General features: G+C 70.3%; 26 protein-coding genes. 4 read left to right on the forward strand and 22 right to left on the reverse strand.

The features are described 5' to 3' along the window. Positions 1-129: 129 nt before the first annotated feature. The gene (locus tag ACQEVY_RS08505) at positions 130-300 is read left to right on the forward strand and encodes a hydrophobic protein (protein WP_328767578.1); all 171 of its coding nucleotides are present in this window, start codon (positions 130-132) and stop codon (positions 298-300) included. Between the two features lie 22 nt (positions 301-322). Here the strand turns inward: ACQEVY_RS08505 and ACQEVY_RS08510 are convergent, their stop codons facing one another. The 13 genes from ACQEVY_RS08510 to ACQEVY_RS08570 are packed head-to-tail and all read right to left on the reverse strand — an operon-like array spanning position 323 to position 10365. Continuing rightward, on the reverse strand, positions 323-610 hold the full coding sequence (locus tag ACQEVY_RS08510; RefSeq protein ID WP_328773994.1) for a gas vesicle protein K: 288 nt from the start codon (positions 608-610) through the stop codon (positions 323-325). Between the two features lie 8 nt (positions 611-618). Continuing rightward, the gene (locus ACQEVY_RS08515; RefSeq protein ID WP_165343174.1) at positions 619-807 is read right to left on the reverse strand and encodes a gas vesicle protein; all 189 of its coding nucleotides are present in this window, start codon (positions 805-807) and stop codon (positions 619-621) included. Continuing rightward, positions 804-1616, reverse strand: coding sequence for a GvpL/GvpF family gas vesicle protein (locus ACQEVY_RS08520; protein ID WP_432946447.1), 813 nt, complete (start codon positions 1614-1616; stop codon positions 804-806). The genes ACQEVY_RS08515 and ACQEVY_RS08520 overlap by 4 nt, the downstream gene beginning before the upstream one ends. Continuing rightward, positions 1613-1978 (reverse strand): gas vesicle protein, encoded by a 366-nt coding sequence (locus tag ACQEVY_RS08525; protein WP_432946449.1) that lies wholly within the window; start codon positions 1976-1978, stop codon positions 1613-1615. The genes ACQEVY_RS08520 and ACQEVY_RS08525 overlap by 4 nt, the downstream gene beginning before the upstream one ends. After that, positions 1975-3093 carry an SRPBCC family protein gene (locus tag ACQEVY_RS08530; protein WP_432946451.1) on the reverse strand — a complete coding sequence of 373 codons (1119 nt, stop codon included), beginning with the start codon at positions 3091-3093 and terminating at the stop codon, positions 1975-1977. The genes ACQEVY_RS08525 and ACQEVY_RS08530 overlap by 4 nt, the downstream gene beginning before the upstream one ends. Continuing rightward, on the reverse strand, positions 3090-3773 hold the full coding sequence (locus tag ACQEVY_RS08535) for a DNA primase (RefSeq protein ID WP_432946453.1): 684 nt from the start codon (positions 3771-3773) through the stop codon (positions 3090-3092). The genes ACQEVY_RS08530 and ACQEVY_RS08535 overlap by 4 nt, the downstream gene beginning before the upstream one ends. Positions 3774-3775: 2 nt before the next feature. Further along, on the reverse strand, positions 3776-4033 hold the full coding sequence (locus tag ACQEVY_RS08540; protein ID WP_432946455.1) for a gas vesicle protein GvpG: 258 nt from the start codon (positions 4031-4033) through the stop codon (positions 3776-3778). A gap of 4 nt (positions 4034-4037) precedes the next feature. Further along, positions 4038-4856 carry a GvpL/GvpF family gas vesicle protein gene (locus ACQEVY_RS08545; protein ID WP_432946457.1) on the reverse strand — a complete coding sequence of 273 codons (819 nt, stop codon included), beginning with the start codon at positions 4854-4856 and terminating at the stop codon, positions 4038-4040. Next, a complete protein-coding gene (locus tag ACQEVY_RS08550; RefSeq protein ID WP_432946459.1) occupies positions 4853-5290 on the reverse strand; it encodes a gas vesicle structural protein GvpA in 438 nt (145 codons plus the stop codon). The genes ACQEVY_RS08545 and ACQEVY_RS08550 overlap by 4 nt, the downstream gene beginning before the upstream one ends. 49 nt (positions 5291-5339) lie before the next feature. Then, positions 5340-5711, reverse strand: coding sequence for a gas vesicle protein (locus ACQEVY_RS08555; RefSeq protein WP_432946461.1), 372 nt, complete (start codon positions 5709-5711; stop codon positions 5340-5342). A gap of 58 nt (positions 5712-5769) precedes the next feature. Continuing rightward, entirely contained in the window at positions 5770-6693 is a 924-nt protein-coding gene (gene ligD, locus ACQEVY_RS08560) for a non-homologous end-joining DNA ligase (RefSeq protein ID WP_432946462.1), read from the reverse strand. A gap of 28 nt (positions 6694-6721) precedes the next feature. Further along, positions 6722-8569 carry a transketolase gene (locus ACQEVY_RS08565; RefSeq protein ID WP_432946464.1) on the reverse strand — a complete coding sequence of 616 codons (1848 nt, stop codon included), beginning with the start codon at positions 8567-8569 and terminating at the stop codon, positions 6722-6724. After that, positions 8566-10365, reverse strand: a complete 1800-nt coding sequence (locus ACQEVY_RS08570) for an FAD-dependent oxidoreductase (RefSeq protein WP_432946466.1) — start codon at positions 10363-10365, stop codon at positions 8566-8568. Before ACQEVY_RS08570 ends, ACQEVY_RS08565 begins: the two co-directional genes overlap by 4 nt. A 200-nt stretch (positions 10366-10565) precedes the next feature. Here ACQEVY_RS08570 and ACQEVY_RS08575 point away from each other — a divergent pair, with 200 nt between their 5' ends. Beyond that, positions 10566-11531, forward strand: a complete 966-nt coding sequence (locus tag ACQEVY_RS08575) for a TIGR03557 family F420-dependent LLM class oxidoreductase (protein ID WP_432946468.1) — start codon at positions 10566-10568, stop codon at positions 11529-11531. Between the two features lie 115 nt (positions 11532-11646). Then, on the forward strand, positions 11647-12738 hold the full coding sequence (locus ACQEVY_RS08580) for an enolase C-terminal domain-like protein (RefSeq protein ID WP_432955118.1): 1092 nt from the start codon (positions 11647-11649) through the stop codon (positions 12736-12738). A gap of 17 nt (positions 12739-12755) precedes the next feature. Here ACQEVY_RS08580 and ACQEVY_RS08585 read toward each other — a convergent pair whose 3' ends face one another. Both ACQEVY_RS08585 and ACQEVY_RS08590 read right to left on the reverse strand, forming a co-directional pair. After that, the gene (locus tag ACQEVY_RS08585; protein ID WP_432946470.1) at positions 12756-13826 is read right to left on the reverse strand and encodes an SDR family oxidoreductase; all 1071 of its coding nucleotides are present in this window, start codon (positions 13824-13826) and stop codon (positions 12756-12758) included. Positions 13827-13829: 3 nt separating this feature from the next. Continuing rightward, complete coding sequence (locus ACQEVY_RS08590) at positions 13830-14378, reverse strand: phage holin family protein (protein ID WP_432946472.1); 549 nt, start codon at positions 14376-14378, stop codon at positions 13830-13832. 114 nt (positions 14379-14492) lie between these two features. Between ACQEVY_RS08590 and ACQEVY_RS08595 the strand changes: the two genes are divergently transcribed. Continuing rightward, entirely contained in the window at positions 14493-14846 is a 354-nt protein-coding gene (locus tag ACQEVY_RS08595; RefSeq protein WP_165344395.1) for a VOC family protein, read from the forward strand. Positions 14847-14856: 10 nt separating this feature from the next. Here the strand turns inward: ACQEVY_RS08595 and ACQEVY_RS08600 are convergent, their stop codons facing one another. From ACQEVY_RS08600 to ACQEVY_RS08630, 7 genes are all read right to left on the reverse strand, one after another. Beyond that, positions 14857-15261: a DUF5709 domain-containing protein gene (locus tag ACQEVY_RS08600; protein WP_432946475.1), complete on the reverse strand. Its 405-nt coding sequence runs from the start codon at positions 15259-15261 to the stop codon at positions 14857-14859. A gap of 81 nt (positions 15262-15342) precedes the next feature. Beyond that, entirely contained in the window at positions 15343-16245 is a 903-nt protein-coding gene (locus ACQEVY_RS08605) for an arginase family protein (RefSeq protein WP_432955120.1), read from the reverse strand. 5 nt (positions 16246-16250) lie between these two features. Next, positions 16251-16796, reverse strand: a complete 546-nt coding sequence (locus ACQEVY_RS08610; protein ID WP_432946477.1) for a GNAT family N-acetyltransferase — start codon at positions 16794-16796, stop codon at positions 16251-16253. A 177-nt stretch (positions 16797-16973) separates the two neighbouring features. Next, a complete protein-coding gene (locus ACQEVY_RS08615) occupies positions 16974-17897 on the reverse strand; it encodes a S66 peptidase family protein (protein WP_432946479.1) in 924 nt (307 codons plus the stop codon). Beyond that, positions 17894-19861 carry a prolyl oligopeptidase family serine peptidase gene (locus ACQEVY_RS08620; protein ID WP_432946481.1) on the reverse strand — a complete coding sequence of 656 codons (1968 nt, stop codon included), beginning with the start codon at positions 19859-19861 and terminating at the stop codon, positions 17894-17896. Before ACQEVY_RS08620 ends, ACQEVY_RS08615 begins: the two co-directional genes overlap by 4 nt. 11 nt (positions 19862-19872) lie before the next feature. Beyond that, the gene (locus ACQEVY_RS08625) at positions 19873-21177 is read right to left on the reverse strand and encodes a M20/M25/M40 family metallo-hydrolase (protein WP_432946483.1); all 1305 of its coding nucleotides are present in this window, start codon (positions 21175-21177) and stop codon (positions 19873-19875) included. Beyond that, positions 21170-22003, reverse strand: coding sequence for a M55 family metallopeptidase (locus tag ACQEVY_RS08630; protein WP_432946485.1), 834 nt, complete (start codon positions 22001-22003; stop codon positions 21170-21172). Before ACQEVY_RS08630 ends, ACQEVY_RS08625 begins: the two co-directional genes overlap by 8 nt. Positions 22004-22139: the final 136 nt, after the last annotated feature.

The following is a 22139-nucleotide window of genomic DNA, read 5'->3' on the forward strand; positions in this document are numbered from 1 at the left end:
CGGCCTGAGGAACCCGGCATGAAGAGCCCGTCTGAAGAGCCCGTCTGAAGAGCCGGCAGGAAAATCCGGTCCGAGCCGGTCTGATTCCTCCGATCCGGGAAACCCGGATAGCAGGAGGAGGTAGCAGACATGGTTCCCATCCTGCTGGTACTGCTTCTGGCGCTGATTCTCTTCGGTGCCGGATTCGCAGTAGAACTGCTCTGGTGGATCGCTGTGGCGGTTCTTGTCGTGTGGCTGCTGGGATTCGCGATGCGCAGCACCACCCCGACCGGCACCAGGTCCCGTTGGTATCGCTGGTAGCTGTTCGGCAGCTATTCCGTAACTACTCCTTCGGGAGCAGTGGTCCAAGCGGCCCGAGGTCCAGATTGAGGTCCTCGGGCCGCAATCCGTAGCGATCGCGCAGTTCGGCCATCCGGTCCTCGAGGAGCATCAGCGTCAGCCCGATCCGCTCCTCCTGGTCCTCCGTCAGCTCCCCGGTGTCGAAACGCCGGATCGCCTGCCGCTCCATCAGCTGCCGCAGCAGCTCGACGACGGTCAGCACCAGCTTGACCAGGTCCCGTTCCACGGTGTCCGGATCGAGGTCGAGACGGTTGTTCCTCCGGTCGGTCACACGGTCGGTCACAGCGGCTCCTGCCAGGGCGAGGGGACCTGTTCGTTCACTGAGCTGATGAGCGCGTTCAGGTCGATGCGTACGAGATCGACGTCCGCGATCCGCAGGGTCAGGTCACCGGTGATGACCACGCCGCCCGCGAGCAGCCGGTCGAGCAGGTCGACGAGGGCGATCTCCCGGCGTTCGACGACGGTCATGCGCCCTCCTGTCCCGCCGGTCCGCTGAAGGAGTACGCGGCCCAGGGGCCGGTGAGTTCCACCCGAAGGCCCGGCTGTTCCTCGCCTTTCGTACGGTCCACCAGTTCCACGAATTCCTCCGACTGCGCACGCGGTACGAGATAGGCGGCGTTGAGCACATTACGACCGGAGGCGCGGGACAGCGCCGGGTTCTGCGGCGCGTGGACGCGGGCGTCCTCCGCGAAGTGAGAAAGAGTTTCGTGCAGTTGGCGGGCGAATTCCTCGGCCTGATCCCATTTCTCCTCGTGTGCTCTTCGCTGCTGTCGCCGCTGCCGGAGATAGTCGCGCCCCGAGCCGGTTTTCGGGATCTTTGCTGCAGGCTCCTCAGAAACCTCGGTGGACTGAGTGGGTTGAGAGGGTTGAGAGGCCTCCGCGAATTCCGCGTACACCTTCACGCCCCATTCCACCCGCCCCTCGATCCGGTCGAGCGTACGGCGGAAGGTCTCCTCCTCCGCCTCCATCATCGTGCGTACGCCACTGTCGTCGCGGAAGACGGTGGCGAGCCGCAGCGGCAGCGGCGAGGTGACCACCGTGAGCGCGTCGATCACGCTCTGGTGGGCCCGCGCGGTCGCACTGAGCCAGTCCAGGTCCTCCAGGTGGGCCTTCAGCGGCTCCTCGGAGAAGTCCTCCTCCGGGACGGCACTGACGATGGCGACCAGTCCATGATGCGTCAACTGCTTGGGCGGCACGCCCGCGACGCCCGTCAACTGGGACGGAAGGGTGGAGCCGAAGGGGCGGCAGATGGCATACACATAACGCAGACCGCTCATGGGGCCTCCTCTTCCGTACGGACACGCCCGCGCTCGACTTCCCCGCGCTCCACCCCCGCCCCGCGCTCCAGTTCGGCGACATGGGCCCGCAACTCGGCGTTCTCACGTGCCAGTTCGTCGCGTCGCGCGCGGGTGGACAGCGCCGGGTCGTCCTCCCACCAGTCGATCCCCATCTCCTTCGCCTTGTCCACCGAGGCGACAATCAGCCGCAGCTTGATCGTGAGCAGTTCGATGTCGAGCAGATTGATCCGGATATCGCCCGCGATCACGATGCCCTTGTCGAGCACGCGCTCCAGGATGTCGGCGAGATTGGCGCTGGTGTCGCGCCCGTACGGTTCGGGGAGCCGGCCGGGAGTGGTCATCGGCGGCTCCCGCCGTGGGCGGTCTCGTACTCGTCTTCCTCCTCGTACTCGGCCTCAGGTTCCTCTTCTTCCTCCTCGCCCTCGGGCACCTCTTCGTCCTCGTACTCGTCCTCAGGCTCCTCTTCCGTCTCCTCTTCCTCTTCGCCGTTCGGGCCCTCCTCCTCGTAGGCGCCCTCTTCCTCCTCTGCATCCTCGCTCTCCTCGGCGAGCGCGTCCTCGTGGCTGCGGACCACCTCGCCGTCGCGGATCTCACCGCGCCAGCTGTCCTCCGCCTCGCCCTTGATCGTGATGAAGCGGGCGAAGTTCTTGAGGTCGAGGCGCGCCCTGCGGCCCTGGGCGCGCCAGATGTTGCCGGTCTTCTCGAAGAGCCCCTGGGGGTAGTACTCGATGACCAGCAGGATGCGAGTGAGGTTTTCGGCGAGGTAATGGAAGGAGACGACGCCCTTCGTCGTACCCTTGCTGCCCTCCGACGTCCAGGAGATCCGGTCGTCCGCCACCTGTTCCGTGGTGTTGGCCTTCCAACTGCGGTTGGACCAGAAAACCTTGAGCTGCCAGTCGGAGGTGGTGTCGTCGACGCGGTTCGCGCCCTTGACGCCCTTTGCGAAGGTGCTGAAGTCCTGGTACTGGGTCCACTGGTCGTACGCCGTGCGCAGTGGCACGCCGACGTCGATGAACTCCATGATGACCGTGGGCTTCTTGCCGGCGCGGCCCTTGCGTTTGCCCTTGCCGCCGGCCATGCCCTTGAAGGCGCCGAGCACTTTGTCCTTGGCCCGGCCCGCGCCGAGCTCCAGGGCGGACCTCAACGGCCCCTTGCCCTCGGCGAGTTTGCGGCCGCCGTCGAGAGCGAGTTTGGCGAAGCCGGGGCTGTTGCCCGCGGCGATGTCGTTGAGCTTGCCGGTTGTCTCGCCGAGTTTGCGGCCGAAGCCGATCAGCATGTGCTGGGCCTGGGCCGCGAGGTATTCCTGGAGCTCCGCCTTGAGCCGGTCGGCGGCTTCGCTCTGCGCGACGCCTCCCAGACCGCCGAGGCCGCCGCCCTTCGTCTCCTTCGCCTGTTCCGTCGCCGTCCCGAGGCCGTTCTTGGCCCGGCCCGTCGCCGTCCCGAGGGTGTCCGTCATCGTCCCTGCCTCCCCTCGGCAGCTCGGCCGCGTGCGGCCGTCTTCTTCGCGGGAGCCTTCTTGGCGGACTTCGCCGCCGTCTTCTTGCCGGCTGTCTTCTTGGCGGGGGCCTTCCTCGCAGGCCCCTTCGAGGCCGACTTCTTGCCCGGTGCCTTCTTCGCCGCCTCCTTGGCACCGGCAGCGGCCTTCTTGGCGGCGCCCTTCTGTGGCTCCTCCGGTTCTTCGGACTCGTCCTGCGCCTCCGCCTCAGCCTCATCCGGCTTTTCGGATTCCGGTTCTTCGGATTCCTCTTCTTCGGACTCGGACTCCTCGCGTTCGTCCTCGGGCTCCTCCTCGTCCCGAAGACCCGGCACGTCCGGTGTCACACCCGCGAGCTGTCCGCGGACCTGCTCGGTCCGGCCGTGCAGCCGGTCCGCCAGTGCGTCGATCCGCCGCTCGACCAGCGCACCGGACGCCGCCTTGCCGACTCCGCTCAGGTCCTGGCGCAGCTGGTCGCCGATCTCCTTGAACTGCGGGTTGTTCTGCAGCTGCTGATTCACCAGATCCGCGAGCGCCCGCGGGCTCAGATGCATCCGCTTGCCGGCCACCAGACTGCCGACGGCGAACGCCATCTTCATCTTCTTCGTACGTCCGAGGACGTATCCGGCCCCTACCGCGAGGCCCAGTCCCACTCGGTTCATGGTCACGTCCACTCGCTTGTTCCCGCGTTGCCGCGCATGCTGGTCTCCAGCCGGTCGAGAAGCCCGTCCTCGAGTCGGTCGAACTCCTCCTCATCGATCTCGCCCGACTCGAGCCGCTCCTCGAGCTGGGCGAGTTCGGTCCGGATGGTGGCGGGGTCGTAGTAGATCCGCTCCGCCTCGTTCAGCACCTGTCTGATAACCCATGCGCTGCCGCGCACCGGAGCGAGCGGCAGCAGCAGCACCTCACCGATCAGTCCCATGGGTTCACTCCTGGATCCGCTCCTGCATCTGCTCCTGAATTCGCTCCGCTTCGGCGTCCGTTCCGGCGTCCGAGCCGATCGTGGTGTCCGCCGGCTCGGATGGGCCCGGGTCGACGAAGCTGTACGGTGGCAGCGGTCCGTTGACCCGCACATCGAGGTGCGGATGGCTCTTGCGGACCTGCTCGACGGCGGTGAGGAAGATCTCCGCCGAGTCGCGGGCCACCAGGAACGACAGGTTGGCCAGCCATCCGCTGGATTCGGGGCCCGCGCTCACGGCGTCGGCGACCGGCTCCAGTGCGTGCTGGAGTTCGGCGGCGTCCTCCGCCTCACGGGCCTTCACCGCGGCCACCACCATCTCGCCGAGCCGTAGCTTCTCCTGGTAACTCCCGCCGCCCGCCTGCCGGTTGGCCTCGGTGAGCGCCCGGACCTCCGGGTTCTCGGACATCACCCGGTGAAGGACGGCCTCTTCCTCGTGGCTGGCCTTGACGTTGTACTCGACCTTGCCTGCCAGCGCGTCGAGGCGTTCCTTGTAGTGGTCCGCGCGTTCGGCCAGCACGCCGGCGACGGTGGCGTCGTCCGTCGCGATGCTGCCGAACCGCATGGGCAGCACCGGGCCGCCCGCGCCGACCTCGGCCAGCACGTTCTGGTGGGCCAGCAGGTCCTTGCGCTTGGGCCGCAGCCCTTCGGGGGCGTCGCTGACGACGGCGGCGAGACCGCCCTCCTTGATGACACGCACGGAGCAGGCCGGGTCGCCGACGCCGTCCATGCCCTCGGGGAGCGAAGGGTGCGAGTCGGCGGTGATGCCGTAGACGTACGTGCTCACTCCGGCTCCTCCTTCTTGCGCGTCACCGTGGACTTGCGAGCGCGCGGCCGCGACTCCGCCTCCCGCTCGCCCTGGCCCTCTTCACGGGCCTGCTTGAAGGCGTCGGAGATCGTCTCGGCGGCGCCCGACAGCGCCCCCTTGGACTTGCCGCGCGCACCGGACTCGGTGATCTCGCCGACCATGTCGGGCAGGCCGGGGCTCTTGCGCGGGCCCGCCTCCAGGTCGAGCCGGTTGCACGCCTCCGCGAAGCGGAGATACGTGTCGACACTCGCGACGACGACACGGACGTCGATCTTCAGGATCTCGATACCGACGAGGGAGACCCGGACGAAGGCGTCGATGACGAGCCCTCGGTCCAGGACGAGCTCCAGCACGTCGTAGAGGCCACTGGAGCCGCCTCCGCCGCCGGTCTGCTGAGCTGGGACGACGGTCATACCGACCGTTCCTCCTTGTTGGTTGCGGGTGTGTGAGCGGGGACGCGGCCTACCGGCCGCCAGGCCTATGTGGTTCGGCCCTCCCGCGTTCGTAACGGCGAACGCGCCGGTATGCGGTGAGCTCGCCATGAGGGTCGAGGGTCACCTCGTAGCTCGCGAGCAGGCTCATCGTGTCGGGGACCCTGGTGAGTTCCAGGACCTCGATCTCCAGCACCCAGCCGTCCTCGGTACGTTCGAAGGACGACACGGACTCGGCCGCCATGCCGGTGAGCTCGGCGAGCTGAGCGCGCGCGTGGCGCAGCACCTCCATGGGGCTCGGCGCCTCGTCCGCCGGGCCGTTCTGCCGGTCGTTCCGGGATTCTGCTGAACCCTGTGAACTTGATTTACTGGATGTGTTGGATGTGTTCGATCTGTTCGACATGGCCACCTCGCCTTCCGAGTGCCCCTAGCCCATTGCCCAAACCTCTGGTGCGGGGCCTCTAGCGCAAGGCCTCGAGCTTGCGCCGCGCGGGCCCCAGAGCGCGTCCGCGGCGCGGCAGAGCGGACCAGGGTTCGGTACGGGCCTGGTCGACTGCGTTGTCGATGGTCCAGCGGCGCGGGCCCAGGTCCGGATCGTCCAGTTGGTCCCAGCTGATGGGGGTGGCCACCGGGGCGCCGGGCCGGGCACGCACAGTGAAGGGGACGACGGCGGTCTGGGCGTACGCATTGCGCTGTACGTCGAGGTAGAGCCGGTCCCCGCGGTCCTTCTTGCGGGCGGCCGTGGTGAGCTCGTCGGGGTGCGCCTCGGCGAGTGTGTCGGCGACGGCCCTGGCGAACTCACGTGCTTCGTCGAAGTCGTGGTGTCCGTTGAGCGGCACGACGACGTGCAGGCCGCGTGAGCCGGTGGTCATCAGCGCGGACGGCAGCTCGATGCGGTCGAGGAGTTCGCCGAGCTGCCGGGCCGCCCGGCGTACGGAGCCGAAATCGTCGCCGGCCGGGTCGAGGTCGAAGACCAGCAGGTCGGGCCGGTCGATCGCGTCGACCCGGGCCAGCCAGCGGTGCAGGGTGAGAGAGGCCTGGTCGGCGAGGTAGAGCAAGGTGGCGGTGTCGTCGCACACGGGGTGGCAGACGGTGCCGCCCTCCTTGGGCACTTCGATGCGGTTGATCCAGTCCGGATCGTGCGCCTGGAGGTTCTTCTGCATGAACTTGGGGCCGGCGAGACCGTCTGGGTGCCGCTCCAGCATCAGTGGCCGGCCGCGCAGATGCGGCAGCATGAAGGGCGCGACCTCGCGGTAGTAGGAGACGAGGTCGTCCTTGGTGTACTCCTTGGCCCGCCCCTCGCCGGGGAACAGCACCTTGTCGGGCCGGTGCACCTCCACGGTGCGCCGACCGGCCCTCACGGTCCGTGTGCCGCCCATGGTCATTCCCTCCGTACACGTACAGCGGTCGCCCTCATCGCACTACCGCATGCTCGACCAGCAGCTTCGCCGAAGCCGCGATCGCCTCGGCGTCGATGCCCGCGGCATGCAGCTGCTCGGCGGGCGAGGCCGAGCCGGGCATGGTGCGCACGGCGAGGCGGACCAGGCGGGGCATCGGGCGGCCGTCGAGGAAGGCGTCGAGGACCGCGTCGCCGAGGCCGCCCTCCTCGCGGTGGTCCTCGACGGTGATCAGGCAGCCGGTGTGTTCGGCGGCCTCGCGCAGGGTGCGGCGGTCGACGGGCTTGACGGAGTACAGGTCGATGACCTGGACGGGGATGCCGTCCTCGGCGAGCCGGTCCGCGGCGGTCAGGGCCTCGTGCACCGTCACTCCGGCGGCGACGAGGGTCAGCCGGTCCTGGGCGGAGACGCGCAGCACCTTGCTGCCGCCGATAGGGAACTCCTCGTTCGGTCCGTAGAGGACGGGCGTGGCGCCGCGCGAGGTCCGCAGATAACGGATGCCCTCGCAGCCCGCCATCGAGGCGACGAGATGGGCTGCCTGGTTGGCGTCGCACGGGTAGAGCACGGTCGAGTCGTGCAGCGCGCGGAACATCGCCAGGTCCTCCAGGCCCATCTGCGAGGGCCCGTCCTGGCCGATGGCGACACCGGCGTGCGAGCCGACGAGATTGATACCGCTGCCGCTGATCGACGCCATGCGGAGGAAATCGTGGGCGCGGGTGAGGAACGCGGCGAAGGTCGAGGCGTACGGCACCCAGCCGCGCGCGGCGAGTCCCACGGCGGCGGCGACGAGCTGCTGCTCGGCGATGTAGCACTCGAAGAACCGGTCCGGGTGTTCCTTCGCGAAGAACTCGGAGCGCGTCGAGTCGCTCACCTCGCCGTCGAGGGCGACGATGTCGCCGCGTGCCGTACCGAGCGCGGCGAGCGCCTGGCCGAAGGCGTCGCGGGTGGCGACCTGCTCGCCGAGTTCGTAACGCGGCAGGTCGAGGTGTCCGGTCCGTACGGCGTGCAACATCCGGGCGGCGGGCGGGGGTTGGACCTCTACGCGGACGTCGTGCACTCCGCCGAGTTCCTCGATCGCCTCGTCGGCGTCCTTGATGGGCTTGCCGTGCAGACCCTCGCGGTCCTGGGCTGCCGCGACGCCCTTGCCCTTGAGGGTGCGGGCGAGGATCACAGTCGGCTGGCCGGCGGTGGAGAGGGCCTCGCCGTACGCGCGGTCCACGGCGTCCACGTCGTGGCCGTCGACCTCGATCGTGTGCCAGCCGAAGGCCTGGAAGCGGCGGGCGTACGCGTCGAGGTCGTGGCCGTGCCGGGTCGGGCCGCGCTGGCCGAGCCGGTTGACGTCGACGATGGCCGTGAGGTTGTCGAGATGCTCGTACGCGGCGTGCTCGGCCGCCTCCCAAATGGAGCCCTCGGCCAGCTCGCTGTCGCCGCACAGCACCCACACCCGGTAGCCGACCCGGTCGAGCCGCTTCCCGGCCAGCGCGATCCCCACGCCGACGGGCAGTCCCTGCCCGAGCGACCCGGTGGCCGTCTCCACCCACGGCAGCCGCCGCGGCGTCGGATGCCCCTCGAGCCGGCTCCCGAGCCGCCGGAAGGTCATCAACTCGGTCTCGTTGATGGCCCCGACAGCCTTGTACGCGGCGTACAGCAGGGGCGAGGCATGCCCCTTGGACAAGACGAACCGATCGTTCGCAGGATGAGCGGGCCGCTCGAAGTCATACCGCAGATGCCGCGCCAGCAGCACGGCCATCAGATCAGCAGCGGACATGGACGACGTCGGATGCCCAGACCCGGCAGCAGCCGCAGCCCGCACACTGTCCACCCGCAACTGCTGTGCAAGCTCAGTCAGTTGACGGCTCTTCATGACGCTCCCTCCGAGGGGTTGTCGGGGCGGTGGCCTGTCGGCCGAGCAGGGCGGGGCTTGTGGGAGCCGGGGGCCTCCGGCTCGGCGTGGGTGGGCTTGTCGGGGTCGGATGCCTCCGGCTCGGTGGAAGCGGGTTCGCCGGAGCCGGACGCCATGGGTGTGTACGCGGTTGACCCACCCGGACCCGATCCCGCAGACCTGCCGGAGGCCGACTCCTCGGCGCCGGGCGTCGCGTGCCCGCCGCGGCCGGAACCGGCAGGGCCGGAACCGTCCGCACCCGGCCCGCCAGCACTCGATCCCGTCCCGTCGGCATGACCAGGCCCGTCGTCACCCGGCGCCCCCGGCCTCCCGGGATCCAGCACCGCCGACTTCCTCGGACCCGGCGCCGCCCCCGGCCTGCCGGGGTCCGGGACCGCGTGCGTGTCGGCGCCCTGCGTCGCGGCGGGGGTCCCCGGGGCGACCGGAGCGGGGCGGCTCTGGGGTGGTGGGCCGCCCGCCACTCGGGCCAGTTCTGGCGAGGCCGATTCCAGGGGGACCGACCAGGAGCGGACCAGGCCCAACTGGACGGCCTGGCGCGGGAGTACGGCGTCCAGGAGCCAGTCGGCGGCGACTCGGACGCGGTTGCCGGGCATGGCGGCCAGATGGTAGCCGCGGGTGACCGCCCCGGCGAGCGGGCCGGACAGCGGCACGCCGAGCGGATTCGCGGCGGCCTTCGCGCCGCCGAGGTCGACGGTGAAGCCCAGGTCGCGGTGGCGGTAGACGCGGCGCTCGCCGACGATACCGAGGGAGGCGGCGACGTTGCGGCCCGCGACCTTGCCGTGCCGCCAGGCGTGCTGGGCGGTCATCGGCGTGTACTGGCCCGGCCTCTCCAGATCCGGCACAGCGGCAGCGTCCCCGCACGCGAACACCTCGGGGTGGCCCGGCACTTGGAGATACGGATCGACCAGCAGCCGCCCGCGCTCCAGAGGCCGCCCGAGCCCCTCGACCAGCGGATCGGGCCGTACCCCGACACACCACACAAGGGTGCGCGTGTCGATGTACTCCCCGTCGCTGAGCCGCACTCCGGTCGGCGTCGCCTCCTCCACCGAGGTCCCCGTCCGGACCTCGACGCCACGCCCCCGCAGCACGCGGTCGGCGGTACGCGAGAGGCGTTCGTCGAGCTCCGGCAGCACACGCGGAGCGATGTCGAGCAGCAGCCAGCGCGGCCGTATGCCTTGCCTGAGCGGCTGCTTGCGTACCAGCGCGTCGGTGAACAGCTGTCCATGGGCGGCGACTTCGGTCCCCGTATAGCCCGCGCCGACCACCACGAAGGTGCACCGCGACGCACAGCTCTTGGGATCGTCGGAGGCCGCCGCGAGCTCCACCTGCCGCGTCACGTGGTCGCGCAGATACAACGCCTCCGGCAGCCCCCGGAACCCGTGCGCGTGCTCGGCGACACCGGGCACGGGCAGCAGCTTGTTGACGCTGCCGACGGCCAGCACAAGACGGTCGTACGCGAGCGTGCCGCCGTCCCCCTCGGGATCCGTGTAGTGCACGGTGTGCCCTTCGAGGTCGATCCCGTCGGCCTCGCCGAGCACCAGCCGTACGCGCGGCAGGGTGCCCGCGAGCGAGACGGTGACCCGGCGCGGTTCGAGCACCCCGGCGGCGACCTGGGGCAGCAGGGGCAGATACAGAAAGTAGTCCGTCGGGTTCAGGAGAGTGATCTCGGCCCGGCCCCGGGTGATCCGGGACAGGGTGCGTGCCGTCTGGTATCCGGCGAAGCCGGCACCGACGATCACGACGCGGGGTCGACTCATGTTCGCCTCCGGCGGGTCGCTCATAAGGGGTGGCTCATAGGACTCGTAGGGGTGGCTCATAGGGGTCGCTCGTACGGGCTTTCCGCGTCCCCCCGGCCCGGGCACCCAAACGTCGTCTGCCCTGGAGCAGCGGCGTTTCGCACCGCACCCCGGGGATACCCGGACGAGGACCCCGACCCGCCCTGCCGCGGAGGTGCCCCATGGTCGAGTACGGCTGTTTCCTGGCGACCGAGGAGTTCGGTCCCGCCGATCTGGTCGAGCAGGCACGGATGGCCGAGCAGGCCGGCTTCCAGTCGCTGTGGATCTCGGACCACTTCCACCCCTGGAACGACGAACAGGGCCAGAGCCCCTTCGTGTGGTCCGTGATCGGCGCCCTCTCCGAGGCCGTGTCCCTGCCGATCGGTACGGCGGTCACCTGCCCGACCGTACGGATGCACCCGGCCGTGGTGGCGCAGGCCGCCGCGACCAGCGCGGTGATGACGAACGGCCGCTTCCGCCTCGGCGTCGGCAGCGGCGAGGCCCTCAACGAGCACATCTTCGGCGACGCCTGGCCGCCCGCGCATGTCCGCCTGGAGATGCTGGAGGAGTCGATCCAGGTGATGCGCCAGCTCTTCACCGGCAAGGAGATCAACCACTCCGGACCCCACTACACGGTCCAGAACGCCCGCCTCTACACCGTCCCCGAAGAACCGCCCCCGATCGACATCTCCGGCTTCGGCCCCCAGGCGACCGCCCTCGCGGCCCGCGTCGGCGACGGCTTCATCACGATGATGCCGGACGAGTCGATGGTGGAGCAGTTCCGCAAGGGCGGCGGTGGCGGCAAGCCGGTCAGCGGCGGCACGAAGGTCTGTTACGGCCATGACCGCGAGGAGTGCGTCCGCACCGTGCGTCGGCTCTGGGCCAACCAGTTGCTGCCGGGCGAGATGGGGCAGGTGCTGCCCTCGCCACGCCACTTCGAACAGCTCGAGCCGCTGATCACCGAGGACATGGTGAGCCGGAACGTCGTGTGCGGGGATGACGTGGACGAGCACGTCGGGGCACTGGCCGCGTTCGCGGACGCGGGCTTTGATCGCGTGTACGTCAACCAGATCGGGCCCGATCAGCGGGCCTTCTTCGACTTCTACCGCACGAAGGTGCTGCCGCAGCTGCAGCAAGGGGTTCGCTGATGTCGTTGCGGCGACCTCACGGGTTCTCGGTCCGGACGGCGTCTCCTCTCCCGGCCGTCCGGATCGAGTCAGGCGTCTCCGCGCCCCTGAAGGGGCGCGGTTTGCGGTGAACGTCCTGGAGCTCCAGTCACCCGCGGTTTCCACGTACACCGTGCCTACCGACGTGCCGGAGGCAGACGGGACGTTCGCCTGGGACAGCACGACCATGGTGGTCGTCGAGGTGGCTGCGGGTGACGCGACCGGCATCGGGTGGACCTACGGGCCGGCCGCCGTCGGGGAGCTGTTGCGTGAGCAGCTTGCGCCGGTCGTTACCGGATCTGACGCGTTCGGCATCCCTGCCGTCCACGACGCTCTGTGCCGCGCCGTGCGCAACGCCGGCCGGCCCGGTGTCGCGGCCTGTGCGATCTCGGCGGTCGATATCGCCCTGTGGGATCTCAAGGCCCGCCTTCTCGAGACCCCGCTCACCCGGCTCCTCGGCGCCGCCCACGAGACCGTGCCGGTGTACGGCAGTGGGGGCTTCACGACGTACCACGAGACGCGGCTGGCGGCCCAGTTGAACCACTGGGTGCATGGTCAGCACATCCCGCGCGTCAAGATCAAGATCGGTGAGAGCTGGGGGCGGGAGGTCGCCCGGGATCTGCACCGGGTGCGCGCCGCGCGTCAAGTCATCGGCTCGGAGACCGAGTTGTACGTCGACGCCAACGGCGCCTACACGCGCAAGCAGGCCATACGCATCGGGGGCGCGCTCGCCGAGCACGGCGTGGGCTGGTTCGAGGAACCGGTGTCCTCGGACGACCTGACGGGGCTGCGGCTCGTCCGGGACGCGCTGCTGTGCGACGTCGCGGCGGGCGAGTACGGCTATGACCTGCCGTACTTCGCCCGCATGGTGGTGGCCGGCGCGGTCGACTGTCTCCAGGTCGACGCCACCCGCTGCGGCGGCCTCACGGAGTTCCTCCGCGCCGCCGCCCTCGCCCAGTCCCACGGCCTGGAGGTCTCCGCGCACTGCGCCCCGCACGCGCACGCCGCGGTCGCCGCCGCCCTCCCCAACCTCCGCCATATCGAGTGGTTCCACGACCACGTACGCATCGAGTCGATGTTCTTCGACGGCACCCTGGATCCCACAGGCGGAGACGTCCGCCCGAACGGGGGCCCCGGCCACGGGCTGACGCTGCGGACGGAGGATGTGGAGGAGTACCGGGTTGCCTGACTCGCAGAGGTCGTGACTCAGCGGACTCGGCGTTTACGCCTGAGCTGTTCGGCAAGGGGCTTGCGCTTGAGCCGTGCGGCAACCGCCAGTGCCCCGCCTACGGCCAGCCCCGCCCCCATCCGCCCCCGATTCCGCGAAACCCACTCCTGCGAACTCCCCGGCAACGACTCGCCGTCGAAGCGCCCATGCGCCCCGTAGTCGTGACCATGCGGCCCGTCCGCCGGAGTCCACAGGTTGCCGTGGCCGTCGTAACGGGCGTAACGGGCCGCCTCTTCTCGTTCCCGCCCGGCTTCCTGCTGGGCAGCGAACCCCGTACGGGCCAGATAGCGGTCGAGGAGACCGGGGGCTACGGCGTTGGCCACCAGCGTGGCGACCGTCGAGCCGCCCACCCAGTACTCGCGGCGCCGCGGATGCCCGGCCGCGTGCACGATGGCGCGGGCGGCGACCTCCGGCTGGTAGATGGGCGCGACCGGACGGACCCGGCTCGGCATGCGGCTCAACACCCAGTCGAACTGGGGGGTGTTGACCGCGGGCAGCTGCACCATGGTCGTCCGCACCCGCGAGCCCTCGTGCAGCAGCTCGCAGCGCACGGACTCGTTGAAGCCCTGGATGGCGTGCTTGGCCCCGCAGTACGCGGACTGCAGCGGAATCCCGCGATACGCGAGTGCCGAGCCGACCTGCACGATCGCGCCCCGGTCGCGCGGCAGCATGTGCCGCAACGCGGCGCGGGTGCCGAACACATAGCCCAAGTACGTCACTTCGGTGACCCGGCGGAACTCGTCGGGCGTGATCTCGGTGAAGGGCGCGTAGACCCCGGCGAAGGCGTTGTTGACCCAGATGTCGATCTTGCCGAAGGCGTCAATGACCCTCTGGGCGGCGTCGTCCACGGCCTTGGCGTCGGCGACGTCGACGGAGACGACGAGCGCCTCACCGCCGGCTTGGGTCACCTCGTCCGCCGCGGCGGCAAGACCGTCGCGGCCCCGGGCGAGCAGGGCCACCCGGTCGCCGCGGGCGGCGAAGGCCCGTGCCGTGGCCCGGCCGACGCCGCCGCTGGCTCCGGTCACCACGACTGCTCTGCGGCGCGCCACGGCTCACCGGCCCCGGTGGTGCGGTGCTTCGGGATCCGCGGGCCCGCCCTGCGTGGGCGTGGGCGGCGGCGCCCCCGCACCGGGTGCGCCGGTCGCTCCGCCCACGCCGCCGGGCGCGACGGGCGGCACCGGCGGGTACGCGGACGAGCCGGGCGCGGCAGGCGTCGCAGGCCCGACGACCCCACGCTCACCGTGGTCCGCGGCGGCCTGCTCCGGGATGGGCTGAGTGCCCGAGGGCTGGGAGGCCGACGGCTGGTTGGCCGAGGGCCTGGCCGCGCCCCGCAGCACGTACGCCACCGCGCCGAGCACGGCGGCGGTGATCAGTGCGGCCGCCCAGTCCGGCAGGCCGAGCGCGAGCAGCAGCCCAAGGGTCAGGGCCAGCGCGGCGCCCGCGTAGAGCGCGACGGCGCCGGACGCGGCGTACAGGGCGGCGGCGCGGCGCTGTTTGCGCGTCTGCTCACGCAGTTCGTCGCGTACGGCGTCCCGGGCCACCTGCGCCAGTTCGTCGACCAGATGCTTGTCCAGGTGTTCCAGGTGATCGATGCGGTTCATGGCGGCCGGGTACCCGCGCCCCCGCGGCCGTAACGCCGCCCGGCATCCGCCACGCCGCCCGGGATCCGGCCGAAACGATCTCGTTCCCGGCCTGCCCCAACTAGGCTCGTCGCCATGGAGATTCTGGGAGCCACGCTGCGCATCTGCGTCGAAGACCTGGACGCTACGGTCCCCTTCTACGAGAAGCTCGCGGGCGGCAGAGCGATGCGCTTCGAGCGCGGCGGTGTCTCGGTCGCCGCGGTCGGCTGCTTCCTGCTGATGAGCGGGCCGGAGGCCGAACTGGAGGTGCTGAGGAAGGTCGCGGCGACCATCGCCGTGAAGGACGTCGACGAAGCCCGTCAGGTCCTCACCGACTCGGGCGCACAGGTCCTCGCGGGCCCCGTGGCCACTCCGGCGGGCCGCAACCTGATCGCGCTGCACCCGGACGGCACGGTGTACGAGTACGCGGACCGGAACGCACCCGCGTAGCGGCCGGCCCTCAGGTCAGCTCGTCCTCCCCGAAGTCCTCCTCGTCCCTGATCCGCATCGCGTCCTCCTCGGCCGAGAGCCCTCGGGTCGTGCCCTCCTGGGCGTAGACGTCCTGGTTGCGCGGCAGATCCGGGTCCGGCTCGTCGTAGAGCAGCCCGGCCGGCTCCTCGGGCAACCCCGGTTCACCCTCGGCATCGACCTCGGGTTCCTCGTCCGCGAGCCGCTCGTCGAGCGTTTCGCGTTCGATCACCTCGTTCACGGTGGTGTCCCGCTCCTCGGCGATCGTCGGCTCGTCACCGGCCACGGGCAGCTGCTGCGGATCACTGGACTCCTGCTGCTCGGGCGTACCGTCCTGCATGTCCGGCATGCCCTCGTCCTCGGGGTCGGCCCCGGGATCGTGCGGCCTGGTGTTCATGGGATCCGCCTCCTTCCCGACGTGCGGGATCACCGGGTTCCCAAGGGCCGCCCGGTTCACACAGGAGTCAGGAGACAGGAGTCAGAGCGGGGCGTCCGTGAAGGCCGCGGCCACGATGTCGGCGAGCAGCGCGCCCGCCGTTCCCTCGGGGTCCAGGTCGGGGTCGTAGATGGTGACGTTGAAGCCGACGCAGTGCGGGGAGTTCACCAACGGGCGCAGCAGCGCGACGAGTTCGTCGGGCAGCAGTCCGTCGGGGTCGGGGCTGTCGACGGCGGGCATGACGGACGGATCGAGGACGTCGGCGTCGAGGTGCACCCAGAACCCGCCCACATGCGGCGCCTCGAACGACTGGACCGTCGCCCGCGCCAGGGCATCGGCGCCCCACTCCCGCAGATCACCGACGGTCACCGTGGGGATCTTCAGCGCGGCGAGTTCGGCACGCTCCTCGTCGTAGTCGCGAATGCCGAAGAGCCGTACGTCCTCGTCCTTGAGGTAGGGCTTGAGGCCCTCCAGATTGGTCAGGTCCTCCTGCCCGCGCCCCGTGCCGAGCGCGAGTTCCTCCCCGCCCGCGGCACCGATCCGCTCGGAGTTCCCCGGATGCCGGAAGTCCGCGGAGCCGTCCACGGCCGCCAGCCCGAACCGCCCGATGCGGCGCAGCGCGAGCGAGGCGCCGAGCTGGATGGAGCAGTCGCCGCCGAGGACGACCGGCAGGTCCCCGGCGCGTACGTGGTGCTCGATGCGGTCGGCGAGCTTGCGGGTGTACGCGGCGATCGCGGCGGCGTTGAAGACGCCGTCGCCCTCCTGCCAGTCGCCCCGGTCGTAACGCGGCGGTACGACCACCCCGCCCTCCATCGCCCGCAGCCGCTGCACGATCCGCTGCTCGCGCAGGGCGCCGGCGAGCTTGTAGCAGCCCGGCACCGTTCCCGGGGCCGGTGGCCGAAGGCCGAGGTTGGACGGGGCGTCCAGGATGACGAGGTTGCGTATCGGGCTCACCGTCGCACCACATCCGCGGTGATGGCCCAGCGTTCGTGGTCCCGCCAGTCGCCGTCTATGAAGAGGAAGTCCGGCGAGAAGCCCTCGAGGCGGAAGCCACAGCGGCGGGCGAGGGCGATCGAAGCGGCGTTGTCCGGCTGGACGTTGATCTCCAGCCGGTGCAGGCCGAGTCTGCCGAACGCGTACCGTACGACCAGGTCGAGGCCCTCGGTCATCAGGCCGCGGCCTGCGGCGTGGGCGAAGGCGCCGTAGCCGAGGGCGCCGTTGAGGAAGGCGCCCTCGACGATGTTGTTGATGTTGATGAACCCGGAGATGCCACCGCCGTCCGTCTCGCAGACGAGGAAGCCGGTCTTCGTGGGGTCCTCGAGGAGGCGTTTCGCGTACGCGGTGTAGGCGGCTGTGCCGGTGGGTGGGAAGAGCCACGGGTGGTGCAGGGCTTTGCTTTCGCGCGCGCGGGATGTGAACTCTACGGCGTCGTCGTAGCGGTAGTGGCGTATCCCTACGACGGTGCCTTCGGCGAGGTAGCGGTTCGTTTGGCCCACGTTTCAACCGTAGCCCTCCGCTGGGTTTGGGGTTCGGAGAGCTCGGGAGGTTCTGTGGTTTGGCGGCTGCGGGTTCGATGTGGCTTGTCGCGCCCACGCGGCGGAGCCGCAAATGTCACAGCCCCGCGCCCCTACTTGTACTGACCGCGCGCTATAGAGGTGCTGGTACCTCCGGCACTAGAGCAGTGCTGGTTCCTCCAGGGTCAGGCTTCCCCTCTCCGCGTCCAGCTCCGCTCGTACCCCGAACGGGATCGTCAGCGCGCCCTCGCCGTGGCCGAAGCCGAATTCCTCCGTGATCGGGATGCCCAGGCCGCCGAGGCGGTCCATCAGCAGGGCTCGTACCTCGGCGTACGGCGCGCACTCCTCCCAGGAGCCGAGCAGGATCCCGGTGGCGCCCTCGAGCCAACCCGCGCGCAGGAGTTGGGTGAGGTAGCGGTCGAGGCGGTACGTCTCCTCGCCGACGTCCTCGAGACAGAGCAAGCCCCCGCGCGCCGACGGACGGGCGTGGGGCGTACCCAGGTCGGCGGCGAGCAGGCACAGGCAACCGCCGAGGACGACGCCTCGTGCTCGGCCCGGCACCAGCGCCCTGCCGCCGGAGGCGATGGTCTGCACGGACTCCGGCTCGAAGAGCGTCGCCCGCAGATGCTCCTGTGCCCGCGCGTTCTTCAGGAAGTCGACACCCGCGACCATCGGCCCGTGCAGGGTCACGAGCCCGATCCGTGTCGCGAACGCCTCATGCAGCGCGGTGATGTCGCTGAAGCCCAGGAGCACCTTGGGGCCCGCGGCCCGCAGCGCGTCCCAGTCGAGGAGGTCGACCATGCGCTGCACCCCGTAGCCGCCGCGGGCGCACAGCACCGCCCCCACGGACGGATCGCACCAGGCGGACTGGAAGTCGGCGGCCCGGTCGGCATCCGTGCCCGCCAGGTACGCGAACTCCGGGTTCCGGTCGAGGACATGAGCCCCCACAACCGGATCGAGGTCCCAGCCGCGCAGGATGTCGATCCCCGACTCCAGCCGCTCCTCGGGAACCGGACCGCTGGGCGCGACGACGGCGACACGGGCGCCGGGCGCCAGTCTCCGGGGCCGTACGAGGGTCTTCACTTGGTCAGCTCCAGGGTGGGGATGCCCGCTGGATTGAGGCCGAAGACCTGGGCGTACAGGGAGAGTTCGGACTCCAGGACGCGCACCATCGTGTCCGCGCGCCTGAAGCCGTGGCCCTCGCCTTCGAATGCGATGTACGCGTGTGGCACCCGCCGGCCCTCCGCCTCCATCCGGGCCAGGAACCGTTCGCACTGGGCGGGAGGGCAGACGACGTCGTCGAGGCCCTGGAGGAGCAGGAACGGGGCGGTGATGCGGTCGGCGTGCTCGGTGGGTGAGCGTTCGGCGTACCGGCCGGGTACCTCGGCGAAGGGTCCGACGAGGGTTTCCAGGTACTGGGACTCGAAGTCGTGCGTCCCTTCGGCGCTCCAGCCGGCGAGGTCGAGGATCGGGTAGAGGATGGTTCCGCAGGCGTAGACGTCGGTGCTCGTCAGGGACGTGGCCGCGGTCCAGCCGCCCGCGCTGCCGCCCCGGATGGCGAGCCGGTCGCGGTCCGCGGTGCCCTCGTCGGCGAGCGCGAGCGCTACGGCCGCGCAGTCCTCGACGTCGACGACGCCCCACTGCTCGCGCAGCCGGTTGCGGTACGCGCGGCCGTGGCCGGTGGATCCGCCGTAGTTGACCTCGGCCACACCGATGCCGCGGGAGGTGAAGTAGGCGATCTGCAGGTCGAGTACGAGTGGGGCGCGGTCGGTGGGGCCGCCGTGGGCCCAGACGACGTAGGGCGGGAGTTCGTCGCCGGGGGCGATGCAGGCGGGGTGGTGCGGCGGATAGATGTGGGCGTGGATCTCGCGTCCGGCGGGGCCGTTGAAGGTGCGGATCTGTGGCTCGGGGTAGTACGTGGGGTCCACGGGGTCGTCGTGGGCGTCGCCGATGACGTGGGCGCGGCAGGTGTGGGCGTCGAGTTCGACGACCTCGTACGCGCTGCGCGGGCTGGCCGCGATGCCGAGGACGCGGCTGCCGTTCGCCGCGAGGTTGGACGCGAACTCGGTCCAGGGTCCGGCCGTGTCGACGACCTCGCCGGTCTCCGGGTCGAGGATGCCCAGCGCCGTGGCGCCGCGTCCGTGCACGACGGCGATCAGTCCATCCGCCAGGGGTGCGAACCAGCGCCGGCCGATCTTCCACAGTGGGCCGCCGAACTCCTCCTCGCGCGGGCAGAGGGGTTCGCCGTCGCGGTAGAGGTTCCACCAGCCGGTGCGGTCGCTGGAGTAGAGAAGGGAGCCGTCGGCGGCCCAGTCGACCTGGGCGATCGACTCGTCGGGACCGCCCGCGGCCCGCCGGGCGCCGTGGAGGGTCCCGTCGCCGGCCACGTCGGCGAGCATCAGTTCCGTACCGTCCCACGGCATCCGCGGATGGTCCCAGGCGAGCCAGGCGGCCCGCCGTCCGTCGGGCGAGACGCGGGGGCCGGTGACGAACTGGTGCCGGTCGTCGGTGAGTTCGCGTACGGCGTCCAGGTCCTGCTCCGCCGAGCCGTCCAGCGGCACGGCGGCCACGACGCGGCGTACGTCGGTGGGCCCGTCCCCCGTGAACTCCTCGAGTACGCACCAGACTTCGCCCCGCTCCAGGTGCAACTGCGGGTCCACCCAGCGCAGTCCGCCGCCCACGAGCGAGACGGGTGTGAGGGGACGCGGCTCACCGCCCTCATACACGTACAGCCGCTGGTCGATGAAGTTGACGAAGACGATCAGCGGGCCGGTGTCGAGCATCGTGCCGGTCCAGGGCTGTCCGCCGTACTCGATGACACGGCTACGAACGTTCCACGGAGCGGGCAGCACCGACTCCTCGCTGCCGTCGGCACGCCGGCGCACCAGCGTGCGGCGACCGCCCTCGTTGGGCCGAGGCTCGGTCCACCAGGCCTCGTCCCCGACGAAACCGACGTACTCGGGATGCCCGTCGTGCGCGGCGGCGAGCGACGCGTCGATGGGCGAGGGCCAGGAACCGTAGGCCAGGGTCTGCACGATGTCCCCCATTTAGCCGGCGGCTAGGCCGCGCGTAGGAAGCGGTCGAGTACCCGGACGCCGAAGTGCAACGCCTCGATCGGTACGCGTTCGTCGACGCCGTGGAACATGGCCTGGTAGTCGTAACCCTCGGGGAGCTTCAGCGGAGTGAACCCGTATCCGGTGATGCCGAGGCGCGAGAACTGCTTGGCGTCCGTGCCGCCCGACATGCAGTACGGCACGACATGCCCCTCGGGCGCGAACTCCTCGACGGCGGCGCGCATCCTCGCGTACGTCGGTGAGTCCAGCGGCGCCTGGAGGGCCACCTCGCGGTGGTGGAACTCCCACTCCACGTCCGGCCCGGTGAGTTCGTCGAGCGTCGCGCGGAACTCGGCCTCGTGGCCGGGGAGATAGCGTCCGTCGACGTACGCGACGGCCTCCCCCGGGATCACATTGACCTTGTAACCGGCGTTCAGCATGGTCGGGTTGGCGCTGTTGCGGACGGTGGCCTCGACGAGCTTCGCCGCCGGGCCGAGCTTGTCCAGCAGCCCGTCCACGTCCTCCAGGTCGGGCTCGATGCCGTACAGCGCGGCGAGTTCGGTGAGGGCCGCGCGGACGGTCGGCGTCAGCCGCAGCGGCCACTCGTACGCGCCGATCCGCGTGATGGCGGCGGCGAGACGCGTGACCGCGTTCTCCCGGTTGACCTTGGAACCGTGCCCGGCCCGGCCACGAGCGGTGAGCTTCAACCAGCCGGTACCGCGCTCCCCGGCCGCGAGGGGATACAGCTCCCGCCCGGCACCGTCGTGGAAGGTGAACGCCCCGGACTCGCTGATGCCCTCGGTGCACCCGTCGAAAAGCTCCCGGTGCTGGTCCGCGAGAAAGCCCGAGCCGTCCTCGGCGCTCGCCTCCTCGTCGGCGGTGAAGGCGATGACGAGGTCACGGCGGGGTCGTACGCCGTCACGCGCCCACTGTCGTACGACCGCGAGGATCATCGCGTCCATGTTCTTCATGTCGACCGCGCCCCGCCCCCAGACGACCCCGTCCCGGACCTCCCCGGAGAACGGGTGCACGCTCCAGTCCCCGGCCTGCGCGGGGACCACGTCCAGATGACCGTGGACGAGCAGCGCTTCGGCGGACGGGTCGCTGCCTTCGAGGCGTGCGACGACGTTCGTACGCCCCTTCGTGCGCTCCAGCAGCGTCGGCTCCAGGCCCGCCTCGGCGAGCCGCGCGGCGGCGTACTCGGCGGCGGGCCGCTCCTGGCAGTCCCCGCCCCCACGGTTGGTCGTGTCGATACGGATGAGGTCGGAGGTGAACTCCACGACCTCGTCCAGTGCCTGCTGGTCAGCCATACTGCTCCTCCACGGCGGCCGAGACGATCGTGGTGACCGCCTTGAAGGTACGGATGCACCGGTACATCGTCTCGCTGGTGTACGCGACTTTCCGTTCCCCGATCTGAGCGACACCCGGCACGACGGTGGCCGCCAGGGCCAGATGCTCGGCATCGAACTCGATCGCCACCGTGAACGAATCGCCCCGCACGGGCTCGTACCGCACGGCGAGCCCGACCGCCTCCTTGGCCGCCGCCCGGATGTCGGCCGCGGTCCGCGCGGGCGTCCGGCACACCGCGGCATACCGCGAGACATGGTCCTTGACGGCGACCTTCAACGCCTCGGGCGCATAACCGAGCGCGTCCTCACAGGCCACGTCATCGCCGGTGACGAGGACGACGGGGACGCCGTATTCGGCGACGACATGCGCGTTGAGCAGCCCCTCACTGGCGCGTACGTCATTGATCCACACGCCGGTGATCGAGTTCGCGAGATAGGTGTGGGCGAGCACCCCCTCCATGCCCGCCCCCGCGTGATACCCGACGAACGCGATGCCGTCGACGTCCCCGTGCTGCACGCCCTCCACCATCGACAGCGCCTTGTGCCGCCCGGTCAGCATCTGCGCCCGCTCGTCCAGCCGCTCGAGCAGCAGATTGCGCATGGTCCAGTGCGCCTCATTGATGAGAACGTCGTCGGCACCCCCATCGAAGAACCCGAGCACGGCGGCATTCACATCCGAGGTGAACATCCCCCGGCACCGCTCCCACTCAGCCGTCCCCGGCAGCACATCGGCCGGCCAGGTCACGCCGGTGGCTCCCTCCATGTCGGCGCTGATGAGGATCTTCATCTGCGTCACGTTACGCGCCGGACCCGAAACCGGCCAGGAATGAGGAGGAGCTCAGCTCCGGTTCCCGCCCCACTCGCAAACCCTGACAATCCACACTTCTCAGACCTCCGCAATGAGTTCTACCCTCATGTACAGA

This window comes from Streptomyces sp. CA-288835 (genome assembly GCF_050936385.1).
Lineage (GTDB): Bacteria > Actinomycetota > Actinomycetes > Streptomycetales > Streptomycetaceae > Streptomyces.

What these genes read in the sequence shown, in the direction of transcription:
- ACQEVY_RS08505 (WP_328767578.1), top strand. Translation starts at nt 130, where the DNA reads ATGGTTCCCATCCTGCTGGTACTGCTTCTGGCGCTGATTCTCTTCGGT.
- ACQEVY_RS08535 (WP_432946453.1), bottom strand. Translation starts at nt 3,773, where the DNA reads ATGAACCGAGTGGGACTGGGCCTCGCGGTAGGGGCCGGATACGTCCTC.
- ACQEVY_RS08555 (WP_432946461.1), bottom strand. Translation starts at nt 5,711, where the DNA reads ATGTCGAACAGATCGAACACATCCAACACATCCAGTAAATCAAGTTCA.
- ACQEVY_RS08595 (WP_165344395.1), top strand. Translation starts at nt 14,493, where the DNA reads ATGGAGATTCTGGGAGCCACGCTGCGCATCTGCGTCGAAGACCTGGAC.
- ACQEVY_RS08520 (WP_432946447.1), bottom strand. Translation starts at nt 1,616, where the DNA reads ATGAGCGGTCTGCGTTATGTGTATGCCATCTGCCGCCCCTTCGGCTCC.
- ACQEVY_RS08620 (WP_432946481.1), bottom strand. Translation starts at nt 19,861, where the DNA reads ATGGGGGACATCGTGCAGACCCTGGCCTACGGTTCCTGGCCCTCGCCC.
- ACQEVY_RS08565 (WP_432946464.1), bottom strand. Translation starts at nt 8,569, where the DNA reads ATGAAGAGCCGTCAACTGACTGAGCTTGCACAGCAGTTGCGGGTGGAC.
- ACQEVY_RS08590 (WP_432946472.1), bottom strand. Translation starts at nt 14,378, where the DNA reads ATGAACCGCATCGATCACCTGGAACACCTGGACAAGCATCTGGTCGAC.
- ACQEVY_RS08530 (WP_432946451.1), bottom strand. Translation starts at nt 3,093, where the DNA reads ATGACGGACACCCTCGGGACGGCGACGGGCCGGGCCAAGAACGGCCTC.
- ACQEVY_RS08575 (WP_432946468.1), top strand. Translation starts at nt 10,566, where the DNA reads ATGGTCGAGTACGGCTGTTTCCTGGCGACCGAGGAGTTCGGTCCCGCC.
- ACQEVY_RS08630 (WP_432946485.1), bottom strand. Translation starts at nt 22,003, where the DNA reads ATGAAGATCCTCATCAGCGCCGACATGGAGGGAGCCACCGGCGTGACC.
- ACQEVY_RS08570 (WP_432946466.1), bottom strand. Translation starts at nt 10,365, where the DNA reads ATGAGTCGACCCCGCGTCGTGATCGTCGGTGCCGGCTTCGCCGGATAC.
- ACQEVY_RS08525 (WP_432946449.1), bottom strand. Translation starts at nt 1,978, where the DNA reads ATGACCACTCCCGGCCGGCTCCCCGAACCGTACGGGCGCGACACCAGC.
- ligD (WP_432946462.1), bottom strand. Translation starts at nt 6,693, where the DNA reads ATGACCATGGGCGGCACACGGACCGTGAGGGCCGGTCGGCGCACCGTG.
- ACQEVY_RS08600 (WP_432946475.1), bottom strand. Translation starts at nt 15,261, where the DNA reads ATGAACACCAGGCCGCACGATCCCGGGGCCGACCCCGAGGACGAGGGC.
- ACQEVY_RS08515 (WP_165343174.1), bottom strand. Translation starts at nt 807, where the DNA reads ATGACCGTCGTCGAACGCCGGGAGATCGCCCTCGTCGACCTGCTCGAC.
- ACQEVY_RS08550 (WP_432946459.1), bottom strand. Translation starts at nt 5,290, where the DNA reads ATGACCGTCGTCCCAGCTCAGCAGACCGGCGGCGGAGGCGGCTCCAGT.
- ACQEVY_RS08540 (WP_432946455.1), bottom strand. Translation starts at nt 4,033, where the DNA reads ATGGGACTGATCGGTGAGGTGCTGCTGCTGCCGCTCGCTCCGGTGCGC.
- ACQEVY_RS08625 (WP_432946483.1), bottom strand. Translation starts at nt 21,177, where the DNA reads ATGGCTGACCAGCAGGCACTGGACGAGGTCGTGGAGTTCACCTCCGAC.